The organism is Streptomyces sp. NPDC053474, from assembly GCF_044544845.1.
Lineage (GTDB): Bacteria > Actinomycetota > Actinomycetes > Streptomycetales > Streptomycetaceae > Streptomyces.
The window spans coordinates 145,113-160,881 of sequence record NZ_JBITXV010000008.1; the positions used below are offsets into that span (position 1 = coordinate 145,113).

General features: G+C 69.3%; 11 protein-coding genes and 1 pseudogene. 5 read left to right on the top strand and 7 right to left on the bottom strand.

Going from position 1 to position 15,769, the window contains the following annotated elements; genetic code table 11:
- The first annotated feature begins 17 nt into the window (after positions 1-17).
- On the top strand, positions 18-857 hold the full coding sequence (locus tag ACIG3E_RS20525) for a response regulator transcription factor (protein WP_399618187.1): 840 nt from the start codon (positions 18-20) through the stop codon (positions 855-857).
- Positions 858-1,014: 157 nt separating this feature from the next.
- Here the strand turns inward: ACIG3E_RS20525 and dmpI are convergent, their stop codons facing one another.
- The 3 genes from dmpI to ACIG3E_RS20540 all read right to left on the bottom strand — a co-directional run bounded on the left by dmpI (position 1,015) and on the right by ACIG3E_RS20540 (position 3,438).
- A complete protein-coding gene (gene dmpI / locus ACIG3E_RS20530; protein WP_399618190.1) occupies positions 1,015-1,197 on the bottom strand; it encodes a 4-oxalocrotonate tautomerase DmpI in 183 nt (60 codons plus the stop codon).
- 163 nt (positions 1,198-1,360) lie between these two features.
- Positions 1,361-2,254: a LysR substrate-binding domain-containing protein gene (locus tag ACIG3E_RS20535; RefSeq protein ID WP_399618193.1), complete on the bottom strand. Its 894-nt coding sequence runs from the start codon at positions 2,252-2,254 to the stop codon at positions 1,361-1,363.
- Positions 2,255-2,298: 44 nt separating this feature from the next.
- A complete protein-coding gene (locus ACIG3E_RS20540) occupies positions 2,299-3,438 on the bottom strand; it encodes a winged helix DNA-binding domain-containing protein (RefSeq protein ID WP_399618196.1) in 1,140 nt (379 codons plus the stop codon).
- 582 nt (positions 3,439-4,020) lie between these two features.
- On the opposite strand from ACIG3E_RS20540, the gene ACIG3E_RS20545 reads away from it, so the two are divergent.
- Entirely contained in the window at positions 4,021-5,190 is a 1,170-nt protein-coding gene (locus tag ACIG3E_RS20545) for a magnesium and cobalt transport protein CorA (RefSeq protein ID WP_399618199.1), read from the top strand.
- A gap of 1,119 nt (positions 5,191-6,309) precedes the next feature.
- Here ACIG3E_RS20545 and ACIG3E_RS20550 read toward each other — a convergent pair.
- Complete coding sequence (locus tag ACIG3E_RS20550) at positions 6,310-6,519, bottom strand: integrase (RefSeq protein WP_399618202.1); 210 nt, start codon at positions 6,517-6,519, stop codon at positions 6,310-6,312.
- Between the two features lie 186 nt (positions 6,520-6,705).
- Here ACIG3E_RS20550 and ACIG3E_RS20555 point away from each other — a divergent pair.
- Both ACIG3E_RS20555 and ACIG3E_RS20560 read left to right on the top strand, forming a co-directional pair.
- A pseudogene (locus ACIG3E_RS20555) lies at positions 6,706-7,236 on the top strand (NUDIX domain-containing protein); the annotation flags it as partial.
- Between the two features lie 152 nt (positions 7,237-7,388).
- Complete coding sequence (locus ACIG3E_RS20560) at positions 7,389-8,906, top strand: HNH endonuclease (RefSeq protein WP_399618205.1); 1,518 nt, start codon at positions 7,389-7,391, stop codon at positions 8,904-8,906.
- A 331-nt stretch (positions 8,907-9,237) separates the two neighbouring features.
- Here ACIG3E_RS20560 and ACIG3E_RS20565 read toward each other — a convergent pair whose 3' ends face one another.
- The 3 genes from ACIG3E_RS20565 to ACIG3E_RS20575 form a co-directional block, all read right to left on the bottom strand.
- Complete coding sequence (locus ACIG3E_RS20565) at positions 9,238-9,471, bottom strand: hypothetical protein (RefSeq protein ID WP_399618208.1); 234 nt, start codon at positions 9,469-9,471, stop codon at positions 9,238-9,240.
- 15 nt (positions 9,472-9,486) lie between these two features.
- Positions 9,487-11,166: a hypothetical protein gene (locus ACIG3E_RS20570; RefSeq protein WP_399618211.1), complete on the bottom strand. Its 1,680-nt coding sequence runs from the start codon at positions 11,164-11,166 to the stop codon at positions 9,487-9,489.
- Positions 11,167-12,784: 1,618 nt separating this feature from the next.
- Positions 12,785-13,333, bottom strand: a complete 549-nt coding sequence (locus ACIG3E_RS20575; RefSeq protein WP_399618213.1) for a DUF6907 domain-containing protein — start codon at positions 13,331-13,333, stop codon at positions 12,785-12,787.
- Between the two features lie 433 nt (positions 13,334-13,766).
- On the opposite strand from ACIG3E_RS20575, the gene ACIG3E_RS20580 reads away from it, so the two are divergent.
- The gene (locus ACIG3E_RS20580) at positions 13,767-15,758 is read left to right on the top strand and encodes a hypothetical protein (protein ID WP_399618216.1); all 1,992 of its coding nucleotides are present in this window, start codon (positions 13,767-13,769) and stop codon (positions 15,756-15,758) included.
- Positions 15,759-15,769 lie beyond the last annotated feature (11 nt).

Sequence of the window (15,769 nt, forward strand, 5' to 3'; positions counted from 1 at the left end):
GGTGAAAGGGCGGGCGCGTGACGGCTGCGGGCGCGGGTGAGGCGGGGGACGTACGGGCCGCGCTGGTGCGGCTGCGGCGCGCCACCGGGCTTCCGGTGGCGTTCGGCGGGCTCACCGACACGCCCCCCGCCGTCGCCCCGCACCTGCGGATCGCGGAGCTCAGCGGCACCGGCACGCAGGTCCTGCGCGGCCTCGGCATCCGCGTGGGCAACGGCCTCGGCGGCAAGGCCCTCGCCCTGGCCCGGCCGTGCGCCGTCACCGACTACAGCTCCTCGCGGCACATCAGCCACGAGTACGACGCCGCCGTCGAGGCCGAGGGCCTGCGCTCGGTGCTCGCGGTTCCGCTCGTGGTGCGCCGCCGGGTGCGCGGCCTGCTGTACGGCGCCCTGCGCACGGCGCAGCCGCTGGGGGACCGCACCCTCGCCGCGGCCGTGGCCGCGGCGCGCGACGTCGAACAGGCCCTCGTGGTGCGCGACGAGGCCCGCGCGCTCGTGGCGGCCGCGCGGGACACGGCGGCCGGGCCGGGCCCGGCCGCCTGGGAGCGGGTGCGGGAGGCGCACGGCGCCCTGCGGGCGCTGGCCGCGCGCACCTGCGACCCCGCCCTGCGCCGCGAGCTCCTCGCGGTCTGCACCACGCTGACCTCCGCGGGCGACTCCCCCGTGGTCGCCCTGACCCCGCGCGAACTCGACGTCCTGACCTGCGTGGCCCTGGGCACCACCAACGCCGCGGCCGCGGAGCGCCTGGGCCTGCGCCCCGAGACGGTGAAGGCCTATCTGCGCTCGGCCATGCGCAAGCTGGGCGCCCACACGCGGTGGGAGGCGGTGGTGGCGGCACGGCGGGCGGGGCTGCTGCCGTAGCTCCCCCGCGCCGAACCCCGCACCGCCCCGGCCACACATCAGCCCGTCCGGCGTTTGAGGACGAGCGCGCAGCGCGACAACCCCCCACGGCGCGACACCGGACGCACGGCGCCACGCCCTACGGAGTGCCGCGGGCCGAGGGCCGAAGCCCCGGGTCCTACTTGTCGGCGGTCAAAGAGCCCGCCTTCCCCCAGCTCTCGGCCCCGTACTCCTCGATCCACACCGTGACGGTCTCCGCCGGAATCGCGTACGCGTCCACGAACGCGTCCGTGATCCGCCGCACCAGCTCCCGCTTGAGCTCGACGTCCCGGGGACCCTGCTGAACGGTGACGGTAGGCATGCTGAACTCCCTTGCGTGCGGCCGGAGTTACCGGCCAGGTGAGCCGATCTCTCGGTGTCCCCTGCGGGACGACACCAGTTCAGCCCACCCGCGCGCCGCGACCAAGGAGCAGCCCGCGATCGCGACGATCACGAACCGAGATCGCGAGCCGTGACCGGGGTCGTCAGTCCTGACCGAGATCGCGGGCCGCGGCCTCGCACGCCGCGAGGAACCCGTCCAGCGGGGCCGCGCCCCGCCGCGCCCCGTCCGGGACCGCGAGCCCCGTCTCCAAGGCAAGCTCCGCCGCGAACGGCACGAACGCCACCCGAGGACCGCGCAGCAGCCGCGCGTGCGACGCGTACACGACGGTCCACAGCGGCGCGGCCCCCGCGCCGATCGTCGCGAGGTTGTCCTGGAGCGAGCCGCCGACCGGCCCGCGCACCGGTGTGAACCCGGCCGTGTGACAGGCGCCGACGACGAGGTCGACCAGGGCCGGGTTGGCCCGGCGCGCGGTGAGCGCGAGGGGCACCTCCGCCAGGTCGGTCAGGTCGGCCTCGGCGCGCGCGGCCACCGGGTGCCCCGCGGGTACGACCGCCACCAGGGGGTCGCGCCACAACGGTACGACCCGCACCCCGGGCACGGGTACGGCGGCCCGGACGAAGGCCGCGTCGAGGCGCCCGTCCGCGACCCGCGCGAGCCGCTCCCCCGCGCCGGTCGACACGAGCTCGACCGGCACCCCGGGCGCCCGCCCGGCGAAGTGGGCGAGCACGCGCTCCAGGTGTTCGCCGAGCCCCGTGCAGGTGCCGAGCCGCAGGCCGGGCGGGCGCGCGCCGACCGCGGCCCGGGCCCGCTCGGCGGCGGCGAGGACGGCCCGCGCCTCGGGCAGCAGCCGCTCCCCCGCGGCGGTGAGCCGCACCTGGCGCGGCGCACGGTCGAACAGTTCGGCCCCGAGCTCCCGCTCCAGGCGCCGCACTTGCTGGCTCACCGCCGACTGCACGATGTGCAGCCGCTCCGCGGCCCGCCCGAAGTGCAGCTCCTCGGCGACCGTCACGAAGTAGCCCAACTGCCGCAGTTCCATGCCGGAAACCCTACGCAGCGGCGCCGCCCGCCCCGACCGCGGGCTCAGCCGTCGACCACGGCCCCGAACCGCACGTCGTACGAGGACGCGCCCTCGGCGAGCACGCGCGCCGTCCGGACCGCCTCGTCCTCGACGTCCGCGCGCCGCGCCGTCGTCAGCGCCCCGAACGGCTCGACGACGACGGTGACCGGGCCGCCGCCCGCCCCGCCCTCGTCGAGGCGCCACACGCCCGCGAGCGCCCCGTCCACCAGGAAGGTGCGGAAGGGCTGGTTGACCTTCCGGGTGCGGGCCTTGTACCCGGCGGGGTCGAGGCGGGAGCGGTCGGCGTGGGACAGCAGGAGGTTGTCGTACTCGGGCAGGAAGCGCGGGGGCGCCGGGGTGTCGGGGTCCGGCCGGGGCGCGTCCGGCAGGTCGAAGAGCTCGACGCCGTTCTCGTCGCGGAAGGTACGCAGTCCGGGCCGCAGCCGCTCGAAGGCGTCCCGCAGCCGCGTCAGCCCCATCCAGGCCTGCATGTCCCGTACGGAGGCGGGCCCGAAGGCGGCGAGGTAGCGCGGTACGACGGCGTCGGGCGCGGCCCCCTCCACGAGCGGGCGGCCCAGCCAGCGCTCGGCCGTGGTCAGCGCGACCCGGCCGCTACGCCGCCACAGGCCACGCGGGGTGACCTGGACCAGCGGCAGGAGGGCGCGGGCGGCGACGCCGAGCGACCGCGCGTCGGCCCGCGGCCAGTGGCGGGCCAGCTCGGCGCGGAGCTGGGCGGGCGTGCGCGGCTCGTCCTCGACGTACGCGCGGGCGACGGCGGCGAGCCGGTCCAAGTCGACGCCGCCGAGGCCCGCGCGGAACGTCCGCAGCTCCCGGTCCAGCGCGCCCTGCGTCAGCGGGCGCAGCAGGAGCAGGTCGTCGGCGGTGAGGGTGTGCACGGTGGAGCGCATGGTGACGGCCCGCACGGCCGCGCGGTCGCTCATCAGGCCCGAGAGCTCCTCGGGGACGAACCCGTCGAGCCGGGCGGCGAGCGCGACGTACGGCGGCTTCACGTTCTGCGCCTGGAGGCCCACGAGGTGAGCGAGCGCGTCCACGGCGGGCATCCGCACCCGGCGCAGCAGGAGCTGCCGGTCGAGGGTGGCACGGTTCAGCGCACGGCGGCTCAGCACCGGGGCCGACGGGGTCGCCGACGGGGTCTTCGTCATGCGCGCACGCTAGCGGGTGTTGCGGACAGGTTTGGTCCGCGAGACGCCGGGGGCGGCGGAGCGGCACGGGCTGGGCCGGGCAGCAGCGGGGCGTACGAGGGCCGGGGTGGGGGTGGGCCAGGGCCCGGGGCGGGACGCACCACGGCCGGAACGGCAGCGCGCCGAGGCCCGGGGCGGCGGTGCGGCACGGGCCGGGGGCGGCAGCGCGGCACGGGCCGGGCGGCGGGGCACGCCACGGCCAGGGACTGGGGCGTGCCACGACCAGAGGCTGAGGCACGCCACGGCCACGGACGGCAGCCGAATGCGGCGGCCCGGGCGGCAGCGCGCCAGGCCCGGGACGGCCGCACACCAGGGCCCGGGGCGGCGGTGCGGCACGGGCCGGGCGGCAGCGCGCCAAGGGCGGGAACGGCCGCGTACGAGAGCCGGGGCGGCGGTGCGGCACGGCCCGAGGGCGACCGCACACCGGGGTCACACTCGCGTCATCTGCCGCATATATCCTGCTCAAGGTCCTTACGGCCGGAGGTGTGGCCGCAGGCGCGGCCGCAGGCGTGAGGACCGTATCGGCGACAGGAAGGGCCACCGGTGACCCCGGAGCGACGAGCACACCGCCCGCAGTCGACCCGCAAGCACTCCTGGCGGCGCGCGGCGGAGCGCCGCACGCCCGAGCGGCCCGCGACACCACCGGCCGCCGACCCGCCCCGCCGCCGACCCGAGCACACCGCGCCCCAGGCACCCAGCGTGGTGGAGGCCGCCCTCTACCGCGACGGCGTCCGCGTGTCCTCACCCACCACGCTCGCCGAGACCTACCGCGAGCTGCGCGCCCGCCCCGACGGCATGGCGTGGATCGGCCTCGCCCGCCCCACGGAGGCCGAACTCCTCTCCCTGGCCGCCGAGTTCGACCTGCACGAGCTCGCCGTGGAAGACGCCATGGAGGCCCACCAGCGCCCGAAGCTGGAGCGGTACGGCGACACCCTCTTCGTCGTCCTGCGCGCCGCCCGCTACCTCGACGCCCCCGAGGAGGTCGACTTCGGCGAGCTGCACGTCTTCGTCGGCCCCGACTTCCTCATCACCGTCCGGCACGGCGCCGCCCCCGACCTGTCCGCGGTGCGCCACCGCATGGAGGACGACCCCGAACTCCTGGGCCTGGGCCCCGAGGCCGTCCTGTACGCCATCCTGGACGCGGTGGTCGACGGCTACGCGCCGGTCGTCGCGGGCGTCCAGAACGACATCGACGAGATCGAGACCGAGGTCTTCAGCGGCGCCCCCGAGGTCTCCCGGCGCATCTACGAACTCGCCCGCGAAATGGTCGAGTTCCAGCGCGCCACCCGCCCCCTGGTCGGAATGCTCCACGCCCTCATGGCAGGCTTCGCCAAGTACGGCACCGACGAGGAACTCCAGCGCTACCTCCGCGACGTCGCCGACCACGTCACCCACACCAGCGAACGAGTAGACGGCTTCCGCCAGGCCCTGGCAGACATCCTCACCGTGAACGCCACCCTGGTCACCCAACAACAAAACGCAGAAATGCGAGCCCTGGCCGAAGCGGGCTTCGAACAGAACGAGGAGATCAAGAAGATCTCCTCCTGGGCCGCCATCCTCTTCGCCCCCACCCTGGTCGGCACCATCTACGGCATGAACTTCGACACCATGCCCGAACTGAGCTGGACCTTCGGCTACCCCTTCGCGATCGGGCTGATGGGCGTGGTGTGCGTGAGCCTGTACTTCATCTTCAAGAGGCGAGACTGGCTGTAGGCAGCAAGTCAGCCCAAATGATCAACTTCACGCCTGCGAATTGCCCTGCGGGCCCGCTTCGGAGTCCTGGGGGGAATGTGGGGAGAATGCGCGGCCTTGGGGAGCGGGCCGCCAGCCTCCTCGCCCGCTGTCCCGCACCTGCGGTACGACGCGGCTCCACCGAGCACCTTCAGCAAATGTCGCTGAGCGTGACCTAACGGGCACGACAAGCGTGTGTGCGCAGCACAGCTCACCCTCTCCATCAGGAGGATCGCACTTCCCGTCCGACAGCCGCTGTGACAGCTCGATGGTGAACGAGTCGGGTGCGTACGACCTTTCGCCTCCCATGTGAGGCACTCCTCGACCGTCATCAGGGCATACCCCTCCGTCGACGATGGCGGACACTGCGGGGCCGCGGTCCACACGGAGCGGGCCCGTCTACCCGACCGATGGTCCGGCCCTCTGCGTGTGTCAACCGCCGCCTCAACCTCCGACACACGAGTAGCGAATTGGAGGGCGTTACCTTCGCCGACATCAGTCGGAGCCGAACCCAACACCGGGTGGACGCAGTGCCTGCCCCACCCGTGCCCTTCAGGCCGGTGAACAGCGGTCACCGTAGGTCTCAGAGTTCAGCCGATCCACAGGACGACTGGTTCCTCCGCAGGTATCAGTCGACCCGTCTCCCCAGAGCGTCGCCACTCGTAGTGCGCTACGGCAGTGCCCCCGTCCGGCAGCCAATGACCTGTTACCCGAGCGCGCACGACATGCTTCCTGATTTCCAAGATCGATGCAGCCAACCGACCGTAGACGTGAAGCGTCGCACGAAGTTCCCCCTGCGACCCAAGAGGTTCACGAAGCGGCGGCACTAACAACTCCGCCGATCTCCAGAACCATCTATCGTCTCCGGACCCGTGCTTCACCTGGGCCCGAAACTCAACCGTCGGTTCGAACCACGTCTGCTCAACGGCAGCACCGTGCATCCCTCTACCAACCATGGCGGGAGGCTAACGCGCCACGGTCCAAGGAACGGCGTCGGCAAAGGTCTCCTCATACAAAGCGCCGTTCCCCCGCCTTCAGCAGACGCGGTGACGCCTCAACCTTCACCCGGCGGCTCGTCACAGGGCCCGTACATCTGTTTTCTCAGGCGCCGGCGAGGCTGTCCGGCACGTACTCGGGAACCAAACCGAGCAGTGCGTCGACAGCCGTACGCCCCTTGCCACCAGCCTCCGGCATGAAGTGCGCGTAGTGGTCAAGTGTGATCGTCGGGCTGGAGTGGCCGAGCCAGCGGGCCAGCGTGGCGACGGATTCGCCCGCTTCGAGGATGACCGAGACGAAGGTGTGCCGGAGCACGTCGAATCCGTCCTTGCGGGATGCCTTCCAGCGCTGCCCCTTCTCCAGCGTCGGGATGACCCTGGCCGTGGCGAGAGCTGGCTGCTAGACCTCGTGCAGTGCGCTCGACGCTTGCGGTCTACCAGCGCCGGGGAGTTCCTGGCTCCGCCGAACTCAGCCGCCGCGCACGCGAGGTACTCGCCTAACATGCCCAACACCCCGGCCGACGAAGGGACCACCGTGGCGCAGTCGGCTGCTGACGACCAGCCGAAAGCCCTCAAGCCAGCCTTCGAGTCCAGGACCTTGCTGGTCGCCACCGTCATCGTCCATGACAAGGCCACCAACAGGGTCGCCCTCCTCCAGCGCAGCCAGGACGCCAAGTTCGCAAAGGGCATGGGAGACCTGCCGGTTGGCAAGAGCAAGCCCGGTGGGCCCATCACCGAGACCGCGGGCCGCGATCTGTACGAGGAGACCGGCCTGACCGTGAAGCCGGAGTCCCTGAAAGTAGCCCACATCATCCACGGCGCGTGGGGCGTCGAAGCGCCCAACAGCTTCCTCACGGTCGTCTTCGCCGCTCACGAGTGGACCGGCGAGCCCGGGAACCGCGAACCCCGCAAGCACGCCCGAGTCAGCTGGGTCGATGTCGACGCCATCCCCGAAGACTTCGTCAACACCACCGGCAGCGCTCTTCACCGCTATCTCACCGATGGGCCGCACGTGTCCCTCGACGGATGGCGCCGCGTAGGGGGAAGTCCACCCCGGCCTCGACATCGCGGTCCAACGTCTGCTGGTCGCGTAGGGGTGCCTGGGTCGGCCGGTCTCAAGGCCCTGAAGCACGGCACTATTACCGAAGCCGGGTACGAAGCCAGCCACATGAGGAGAAGAGTGCGATGACCGATGGAGTCACCCTGTACGGCCCTATCGGGAAGCTCGCCCGTGAGCTGAGCCCGTCGGACGCCCTGGGAGCGGAAGAGGTCTACGCCGCGACCATCGCACTGTGGTCGACAGCCATCGCGCCCAGCTTGGAAATCCAGTCGTATCTGCCCGGGCTACGGCCGCCACTCGTCTGGACGGCGTTTGTCGGCGACAGCACGTCTCCCGCTGCCCCACTTGAGCGAACCGTGGTGGAAGCTCTGCGGATCAACGACAGATACGCATTCATCGAAGGAGGATACGGCGTCGCTCGCGTGACGGAGCTCTTCCAGGCCGTGGACGCCGCACGCTGGAATGCCACCGCGGCTTCCATGCTGCCGAGCACGTGGCTGAACGGATCACCGTTCCACTGGACGACAGGCGGTAAGTGCCGACTTCAGGACGATCTCGACTGCGCGCTCCGGGTGGCGTGGGACGGCAGCAACTTCCTGGGAGGGAGGCCGCTGAAGCAAAAGCGGCGCCCTGGCCAGGAGGAACTCGATCGTGTACCGCCCATGGTGGGTGTCCTGTGGGGTGTCTCGAAGACCGCCTGGAACCAGCGGCCGCAGATGCCCGGCGGCGACGCCTTCTACTCGCGCTTCCTTCCCTTCAAGGTCCGAAGGACTGATCCGTTCCCGTTGGGCGGGCCGGAAGATCCGCCCGCAGCGCTGACCGATGCATACGCCTGGGCCGTCGGCAGCCCACGCCGGGTGGAGTTGAGCGGCGCCGCGGCAGAGAAGTGGCACGCGGTCAGGTCCCTGGAGTGGGATCTGGAAGGGGTGCCCGGCCCCCAGCAGGATGCCTTCTCGCTTCGTGTGGGTGAACATACGCTTCGTATCGCGGCAGCACTCGCCGCCGCGGAAGCGTCGACGGTCATCCACCACGGCATGATCGAGGCGGCTTGGACCCTGGTCCGACGCTCCATCCTTGACAGCTGGGAGCTCGACGCGGCGGACACCAGCCGACTGATGGAGCCGTTTGCCAAGGTGGACGCAGCGCTGCAGGCCGCCGAAGACACAGATGTGTGCTCCGATCCGTCCGTGCGGTCCGACCAGGAGGCGGACACCGAACCGGTCGGAGAGCCGGCGGCCGATGTCCCGGACATGCCGGTCCAACGCAGAACCGCCGTCGTGCAGAGCCAGGACCGGGACACCCGGGTCACCCGCCAGGTCAAGGAGTGGTACGACAACACCTGCCAGATCTGCGGCACCCGAATCGAACTGCCTGCGCCGCCGTACTCGTACAGCGAGGCCGCCCACATCCAAGCCCTCGGCGCTCCCCACGACGGACCCGACCGGATCGAGAACGTTCTCTGCCTGTGTCCGAACTGCCACATCCAGTTCGACAGAGGCGCTCGGTACCTCACAGACGACCTTCACGTCGTCGACGCCCTCACCGGACACAGTCTCGGACCTCTAAGGATCCACCCGGATCACCGCATCAGACTCACGTATGTGCAGCAGCACAGGGCCCGCTGGAAGCAGCCATCTGCGTGAGCGGACGGCGCCCCACAGGCCCGTTCCTTATGGATCACGCACCAGCCAGTACCCTCCCTGACCAGGCGTCCCTCGGACCGTGAAGGACCGTCCGGACCCACCCGGACGGTCCCCTCCAGGACTCTTAATCCATTGGCTGTGGGTTCGAGTCCCGCACGGCCTACATATGGGCCTCTTGAACCCGGTCACTGGGAGCGGAGCCAAGGGGCTTTGGTGTCTGAGGGGTCAGCAGGCTGGACTCGCATGTCCGAACTACCTTCGCGACCAGGATGTCGCCGTTCTCCAGGCTGCCATCGCGGCTTGTGCGACGGCCGATCACCAGCGCCACAGGTCACCACGGGGCTGCTGTCTGGCCACCGGGTTCGATGCCGTAGGCGTGTAGTCGGTCGGCCTCGGCGGGCCGCCCCATCATCCTGAGCAGATACTCCAGGTTCACCGGAGGATTGGCCGAATAGCCCGTCTCCAGTGCTCGCCGCTGCAAGTTCTCGGCTTCTGGCAGGCGACCGGCTTCCTGGAAGGCCTGCGCCCTCGACGCCATCGCAGCTCCATCGCCTGCTTCGACCATGCGGTGCTCCCAACGCTACACTTCGCGATGGTTCTTGGACAGCCACATCAGCCGGATCAGGTGGCGCGTGGCAGCCAAGTCCCCTGCTTCGGCGGCCGGGAGCCACAGAGTCACAGCTTCGTCGGTGCGGCCGTCGGCGCACAGGAACTCGGAGAGTACCTCCCGTGCCGCCCGGCTACCTGTGGAGCAGGCTCGCCGTAACCCGCTCTCCACGTCTCTGATCAGGGTGATGTCTCCTCCGTTTCGCTTGCACAGCTCTTCGATGACCTCGGTGTCGCCCGCCGCAATGGCGCGTGCGACGATTCGGTATGCGTCTTCGGTATTGCCGTGGCGGAACAGCAGGTTCTGGAGGCCGAAGACGGCCCTGGTCGATCCCGCATCAATCGCTCGCTGCCACCACGCCGCAGCTGCACATGGATCTGCTGCAGCCTCCAGAGCGCGGGCCAGCTCGACCATGGCTCCCGTGTCGTTCAAGGTCGCGCGGGGACGCCATATCTCAACTGCTTCATCAGCGCGCCCGGAATCTGTTAGCAGGCGAGAAAGCCGATGTGCGGCCCACCACTCGCCCGCGCCGACGGCACTACGCCACCAGTGCTCGGCGTCGCGGCCCAGACCACGGGTCTCCAATGACTCCGCTAAATGCCGCATCGCTTGCGGGTGGCCCGCCTCTGCTGCCCTCTGCCACCATCTTTCAGCCGCTGCGACATCCCCATCACGGGCCAGCACACTGGCCAGGCCGTTCTGGGCGGCAGCGTCACCATCTGCTGCGGCCCGTCTCCACACCTCCTTCGCCTTGTCCATCTGGCGCTCCCGCTCCCAGTGCCTGGAGAGGTGCTCCATCTCCTCGGTATCGCCCGCCTCGGCTGCCGCGCTACGAAAGGCGAGGGCCTCCTCGGCGCGGCCCTGATCCTCGAGATTGCGCATGATGAGATACGACGCGATGCCGCGTCCCTGAGCTGCGGCAGGGCGGCAGAAGAGATGCATGTACCGGTAGTAGCCGCGACTTTGTGCGGCCACACCGAGGCGCTCCAGGTCGTCTGCATCTTCGGCTGCGGCGAGCAGTGCGTCCCATACTTCGACGGGCACGATCACCTGGGAGCGGGCGGACCGGGCGTGTTCCTCCAGGCTGTCGGCGAGCTGAAAGCCGTCGGCAGGTCCGACGCCTGGGGAGGTGCGGAGTGGGGTCAGTGGAGCGACGGCGCCCTTGACCTCGGTCGTGGCGTAGCGGAGCGCGCCAGCGTACCAGTCACGGGGCGGATTCGCCCTGGATTGCTCGTCGAGGTACCCGCCAGCGGCATGCTCCAGGAACCCGGACGTGAACAGAGCGCGATACCCGAGCCTGCGGGCATCCATCGCCGCAGTAAGCAGTGCCTTGCAGTAGGGATCGGCATCGGCATAGCGCCGCAGGAGATGCGGCGTTGCTGCCAGGAATTGCGGCAACTTCCTTGTGCTGGAACACGATTCCACGGCCAAGGCAAGCGTCCGTTGTTCCCTGGCACGGTCCCACTCCATGGCCGAGAACTGAGGCGGTACGTCCACGCGAACCGCCCTGACCAGCAGTTCACGCACAGCTGGTGTGCCCTGGTGAGGCTCGACATCGTTACCGGCGTGGGTCTGCCAGTCTTCCGGCCAGAGCGTCCCGATGGCTACGACCCGATGCTCGCTCGCTAGAAGTCGGCGCAGAGCTACGGCCACGGCCGGTCCGTTACCGCCCTCAAGGAAGTTCCGCAGCTCATCGATCCACAGGACTGTTCGCGGGCTAGGGTCCCCCTCGATCCACCGTAGGAGTGCGCCCGCGTCAGCAGGGGCGAAGAGCTCCCAGTCCCCCAATCGCCGACGGGCCATCTCTGCTGCGGAACGCGTCTTTCCAGTCGTGGACTTTCCGACCAGGACGACGAGGCGGTTCACCGGATGTTCCGGATCCAACGCGTCCCACAGTTTCGTACGGTCGTAGTCACGCGGCACGTAGAGCGGTAGCGCCGATCCAAGAGGCGCCAGCAGACACTCGGGTTCCGTCTCAACGCCTCGGTGAACCCCCAGTTGCAGTAAGAGATCCGCCTCTGCCATCAACGTACGGCGGGGAGAGACGGGGATGCGCTGCGTCGGCGGTTGAGGGAGGCCCGGGGCTTGTATGGCGGCCATGCGCCACCGCTCCCAGGTATCCGTGTCCAACAACCCCTCGGTTGTTGTATGTGGGTTCACATTCCGCCGTCGCGCAGTGTCGATCAGAACCGAGACCACAGCGGTGAACAAGGCCGATTCCGTCGGGACGTTCTTTCCAGTCCTCCACGCGCTGATCCGCCGCTTGTCCGGTAACCGCTTGGGAACCTGGCCAGCCACTCTTGCCTGCCGAGTGATACGGCGCGCCGCATCATGAGCAACGTCTTCCAGCCGTTGCGGCCTGGCCAGTCCTAATAGCTCGTTCAGCCGCTCAGCGAACCATTCCCGCGGTTCTGGCTCAGGCGTCACTTGCGTTCCTCTCCCCGCCCCCGTTCAGGGCTCCGTGTGGTCCTGAGCGGTCCGGTCCGGACCACCGACCTTAGTCCGCTCACCTGCATCGTCCGGCGCGGACGACGAAATCGGATCGCCATGCGGGGACATGGGGGTGCCTACTCGGAGCCCTCACCACATGGTCCGGTCGGCACCGGACCCCGACGAACGGACTTCTATGGCTCCTCACTCAGGTTCCCGAGGCGGCGGACCCACTCGGCCCACCCTGGACGCGCTCGTCCTCCTGGCGCTGCTGACCACTACCGTCGTGCTGGTCGCCGTGGCCGGTGCGGGGCCGGTTGCCCTGGGTGCGGCTGGGACGTTCGTCACGGGTTGTTTCGCAATGTGGCTTAAAGGCCGGGGCGGGCCGGAGAGATGACATCATGATCTCTAGCTAGTGATCTTGAACGTAGGCAAGGGAATCGGCCGTTGTGGCTGACTTCTTAATCCACCGGCGGCAGCGTTGTTCTCCGCAGTCTCCTGCTCCAGGTTGTGGGGCCGAATCGACGGACGGCGTCTCGGGAGCCGTTCGGGAGCCGACCCGCTCCCCGGGCCCGCCCGGCACCGCGCAAGGCTGCTTGAGAGAACGCCCCTGACCTGCATAAATGTCAAATGTCCAGGTGCCAATCACGCCCGAACCTCATTCGGGGCGAAGAGGTCGTGGGTTCAGGTAGCCCACGAGGCAGTGCATCAGCAGATGCACCGCCCCTGGCTCGCTCTTGGGTCCTTCTGCGGAATCATTCCCACCATCAGGCCGCAGCGTGCAACGCGGCTTTGGCCTTAGCCTTCTTGTCGCCCATCACGTAGGGAGAGAGCCCCCTTCCTACAGCGCCTTGCAACGCTTTTCGAAGACGTCCACCAGCAGGTTCCTTACGGTCTCCTCCCGAAGGTCAGGGGCGAGATCGGCAGACACACAGAGCCATGCCCACCCTTCCGCGCCAGCATCACCCAAGGCGTAGCCGCTCGATTGCGAGTCGAGGTTCGAGTCCTCTGCGACCTTCGCCCTCATGTCCGCGAGGACCGCGTCCAGAGTGGGCAATGCGTCAGGAGTCGCACACTCCTCCCCCATCGCGATCAATTTGCCGAGGGCCCTCCTGAGCCGCCTGGCTTCAGGAAGGGACATCCGCCCGTACGTTCCACCGCGATCTTCGTTGATGATGGTCACCTGTGACGTGCGGATGTAGGGCGCCTGCTCAAGGATCACCTGGAGCTCGCCAGGTAGGACGCGGTCGTCGAACTGCTTCTCCGGGTTGTGACGGCTCAGCTCGACGAGGTGCTCCTCGCCGAAGTGATAGCGATCCGCAAGCACATCAGCACCGTGGTCGTCGGCGCGAAGCCTGCACCAGGCCGGGCATGGTGCAGTGATCTCCACGAGACTTCCGGGGCAGGGATGTTGGCCCGCGGCGCGTTGCCGTACGTCGTCGTCAGGGCGAGCGGGAACGTCCGCTTCTCCCGCTCCGGCTCCGGCCCGCCCCACGCCAATTCGACCTCAACAGCCGGGTACCTGTGGTCCTCGAGCCCCTTGGTCCAGCGCACCGACTTGGTGCGCATTCGGCTTCGAGCGTGGCGATGTAGTCACGCTGGACGCTCGCCGAGATGTCCCTCAGGCCCACCAGGGCGATGCTCTGTCGTCCGCGAGAGGCAACGGGGTAGGTCTGCGGAACCGGCGCTTCGCGCAGTTCCCGGTAGCGCTGTCTGCTCTCGGGGTGCAACAGGCGATCGCCGTCATAGATCAGCGCTGGGGCCACGAGTGTCAGTGGCATGGTCCAGCATGGGGAGTCCAACTACACCGACCTGGGGGTTCCATGACCAGTGACGAGGCGCGTTCCGGGCTCCCCATCGCGTTCCTGCACGTCATCGCTGCGGAGGCCGCCCCGGGCTCTCCTCCCATCCGCATGGCAGCAGAAAGGGCGCGGGAGTTGCCCGCAGGCAGCGATCGCGACGACCTTCTGCTGGCGCTGCTGCTTGGTGCTCTCAGCGACTCAGCTCCGGAGTGGATGCTCCAGGCCGCTGTGGACGGTGACTTGCAGAAGGAGACCCCGTCATACCTGGGCCCTTCCATGCGTCTGGCCGCTGCGGCGCTCGATCACCCCTCCTGTACGGACATGCTCCGCGAGGACGCGCTGAGGCGCTGCTCCGTACCGCAGCTCGGTATCCTCGGCCGCGAACGATGTAGCGAGGTACTAGCTCGCATGATCGTGGCCGAGCTCCAGGGGCGCGGGCCTCACGGGCAGCCCATGACGCCGGAGCTCCTGAAGGAGCCCAGTGCCGCGCAGCTGATCCTTCGCGAGGCCGAGCTGCACGATGCCGTGTTCTTCGCCGCACTGGACCTCCTCCCGGAGCGTCCGCGTCCCAGCCAGATCGACCGGTCCGAAGCGGACGGCGTCACGGGGTGGTTCGACAAGTACATGGCTGCCAGGGACGCTTGGGAGTCCATGTGGGAGCACGTGGTGACGCGTCACACTCGGCGCCACCGGCAACTGGTCACGTGGGCCGAAGACGGCATGGCCAGCCGTGTCATTCGTAGGCACTTGCTCGGCACCGTTCCGTGGGACGTCGAGCCCTCCTTGCTGGAGGAGGTCGCCGACGACGACCTGGCGAGGTTCACCACCAGCGAGTTGATCACGCGGATGAGTCGGCTGGTGAGGGACGGCGTGGCCGAGCAGGAGGTGCGCTCCCGTTTCGCCGACGAACTCGACGCGCTGGGATCCAAGAACCGTCGACACGTCGACAGCATCTTCGACGACTCCACCGACGAGCTGGACTACGGTCTCCGTGCCGCTGTCTCCTGGGTTGAAGCGGCAGCGGACAGTACCTGGCGGTACATCCTGGCCCCTGCGGAAGCGAAGCCTCGTTACGGCGAACCGCATACCTGGCTCGCGTCGGACGAGTTGCTCGCCTCGCTCGGCCAACGCTTCGCGGCCACCGCGGTCAAGGCCCTACGGCTCTGGGAGCCCGACTCGCAGCCGAGCCGCCCCACCCCCCGGGACCTGCGCTGGGTGCACGCCATGCTGTTGCACCTTCCGCACGTATCTGAGGAGGTCAAAGGCCAAGCCCGGGCCGTGGTTCGCCACATCCGTCCGCGCCCCCGCGGCCGGTGGGAACTCCACGACTTCGCCGAGCAACGTGACGGTGAACAGCTCACCGAGATACACGCCGCCATCGAACGGATCCTGGGCGATCCCGCCACGGCAGCACGCAAGTGGGCGCTCGGAGATCCCGAGCAGGTCACCGTTGCTGACTTGAGCCGCGCTTCCGCAGAAGTGCTGCTCGATTACCTGGACCGCCACACAGGCAATGACACCCTCGTCGAGAAGGCCCTGCTCTCCTTCGCCTCGTACGCGTACCGGCCGGAGCTCTCCTTCTCGGATGTCTTGGCACGCCATTCCACGCCGGAGACAGCGCTCCTCCAGATCACCACGAACCTGCGCAAGCACCTTGGCGGAGGCCCGCCTCTCCGGGAGACATGGGCCCGGCAAGTGCTGGCGTTGCAGGACTGCACACCGGAACTCATACGCGCCCTTCCCGCATGGACGGCCCTGACGGTCGGAGGCGACCGGTACAGCAATGTCCGCAAAGCCGTCGCCGCGGTCGTGCTGTCCGCGCTCGGCGACAGCGACGAAGCGTGGGCCCGCTTCGCCAGCAGTCCGGCCTCATACGCCGGTCCCACCGCTTGGCTACGGCTCGGTGACGTCCTCGACGCCGCCGCACACGGCACCGGGTGGCCGAAGCCGCCCGGTGCCAAATGGACCCAAATGCCTTCGTCCGACAGGCAGCGCGTGCCCACAGCCAACTGAGTCCTGCTTGC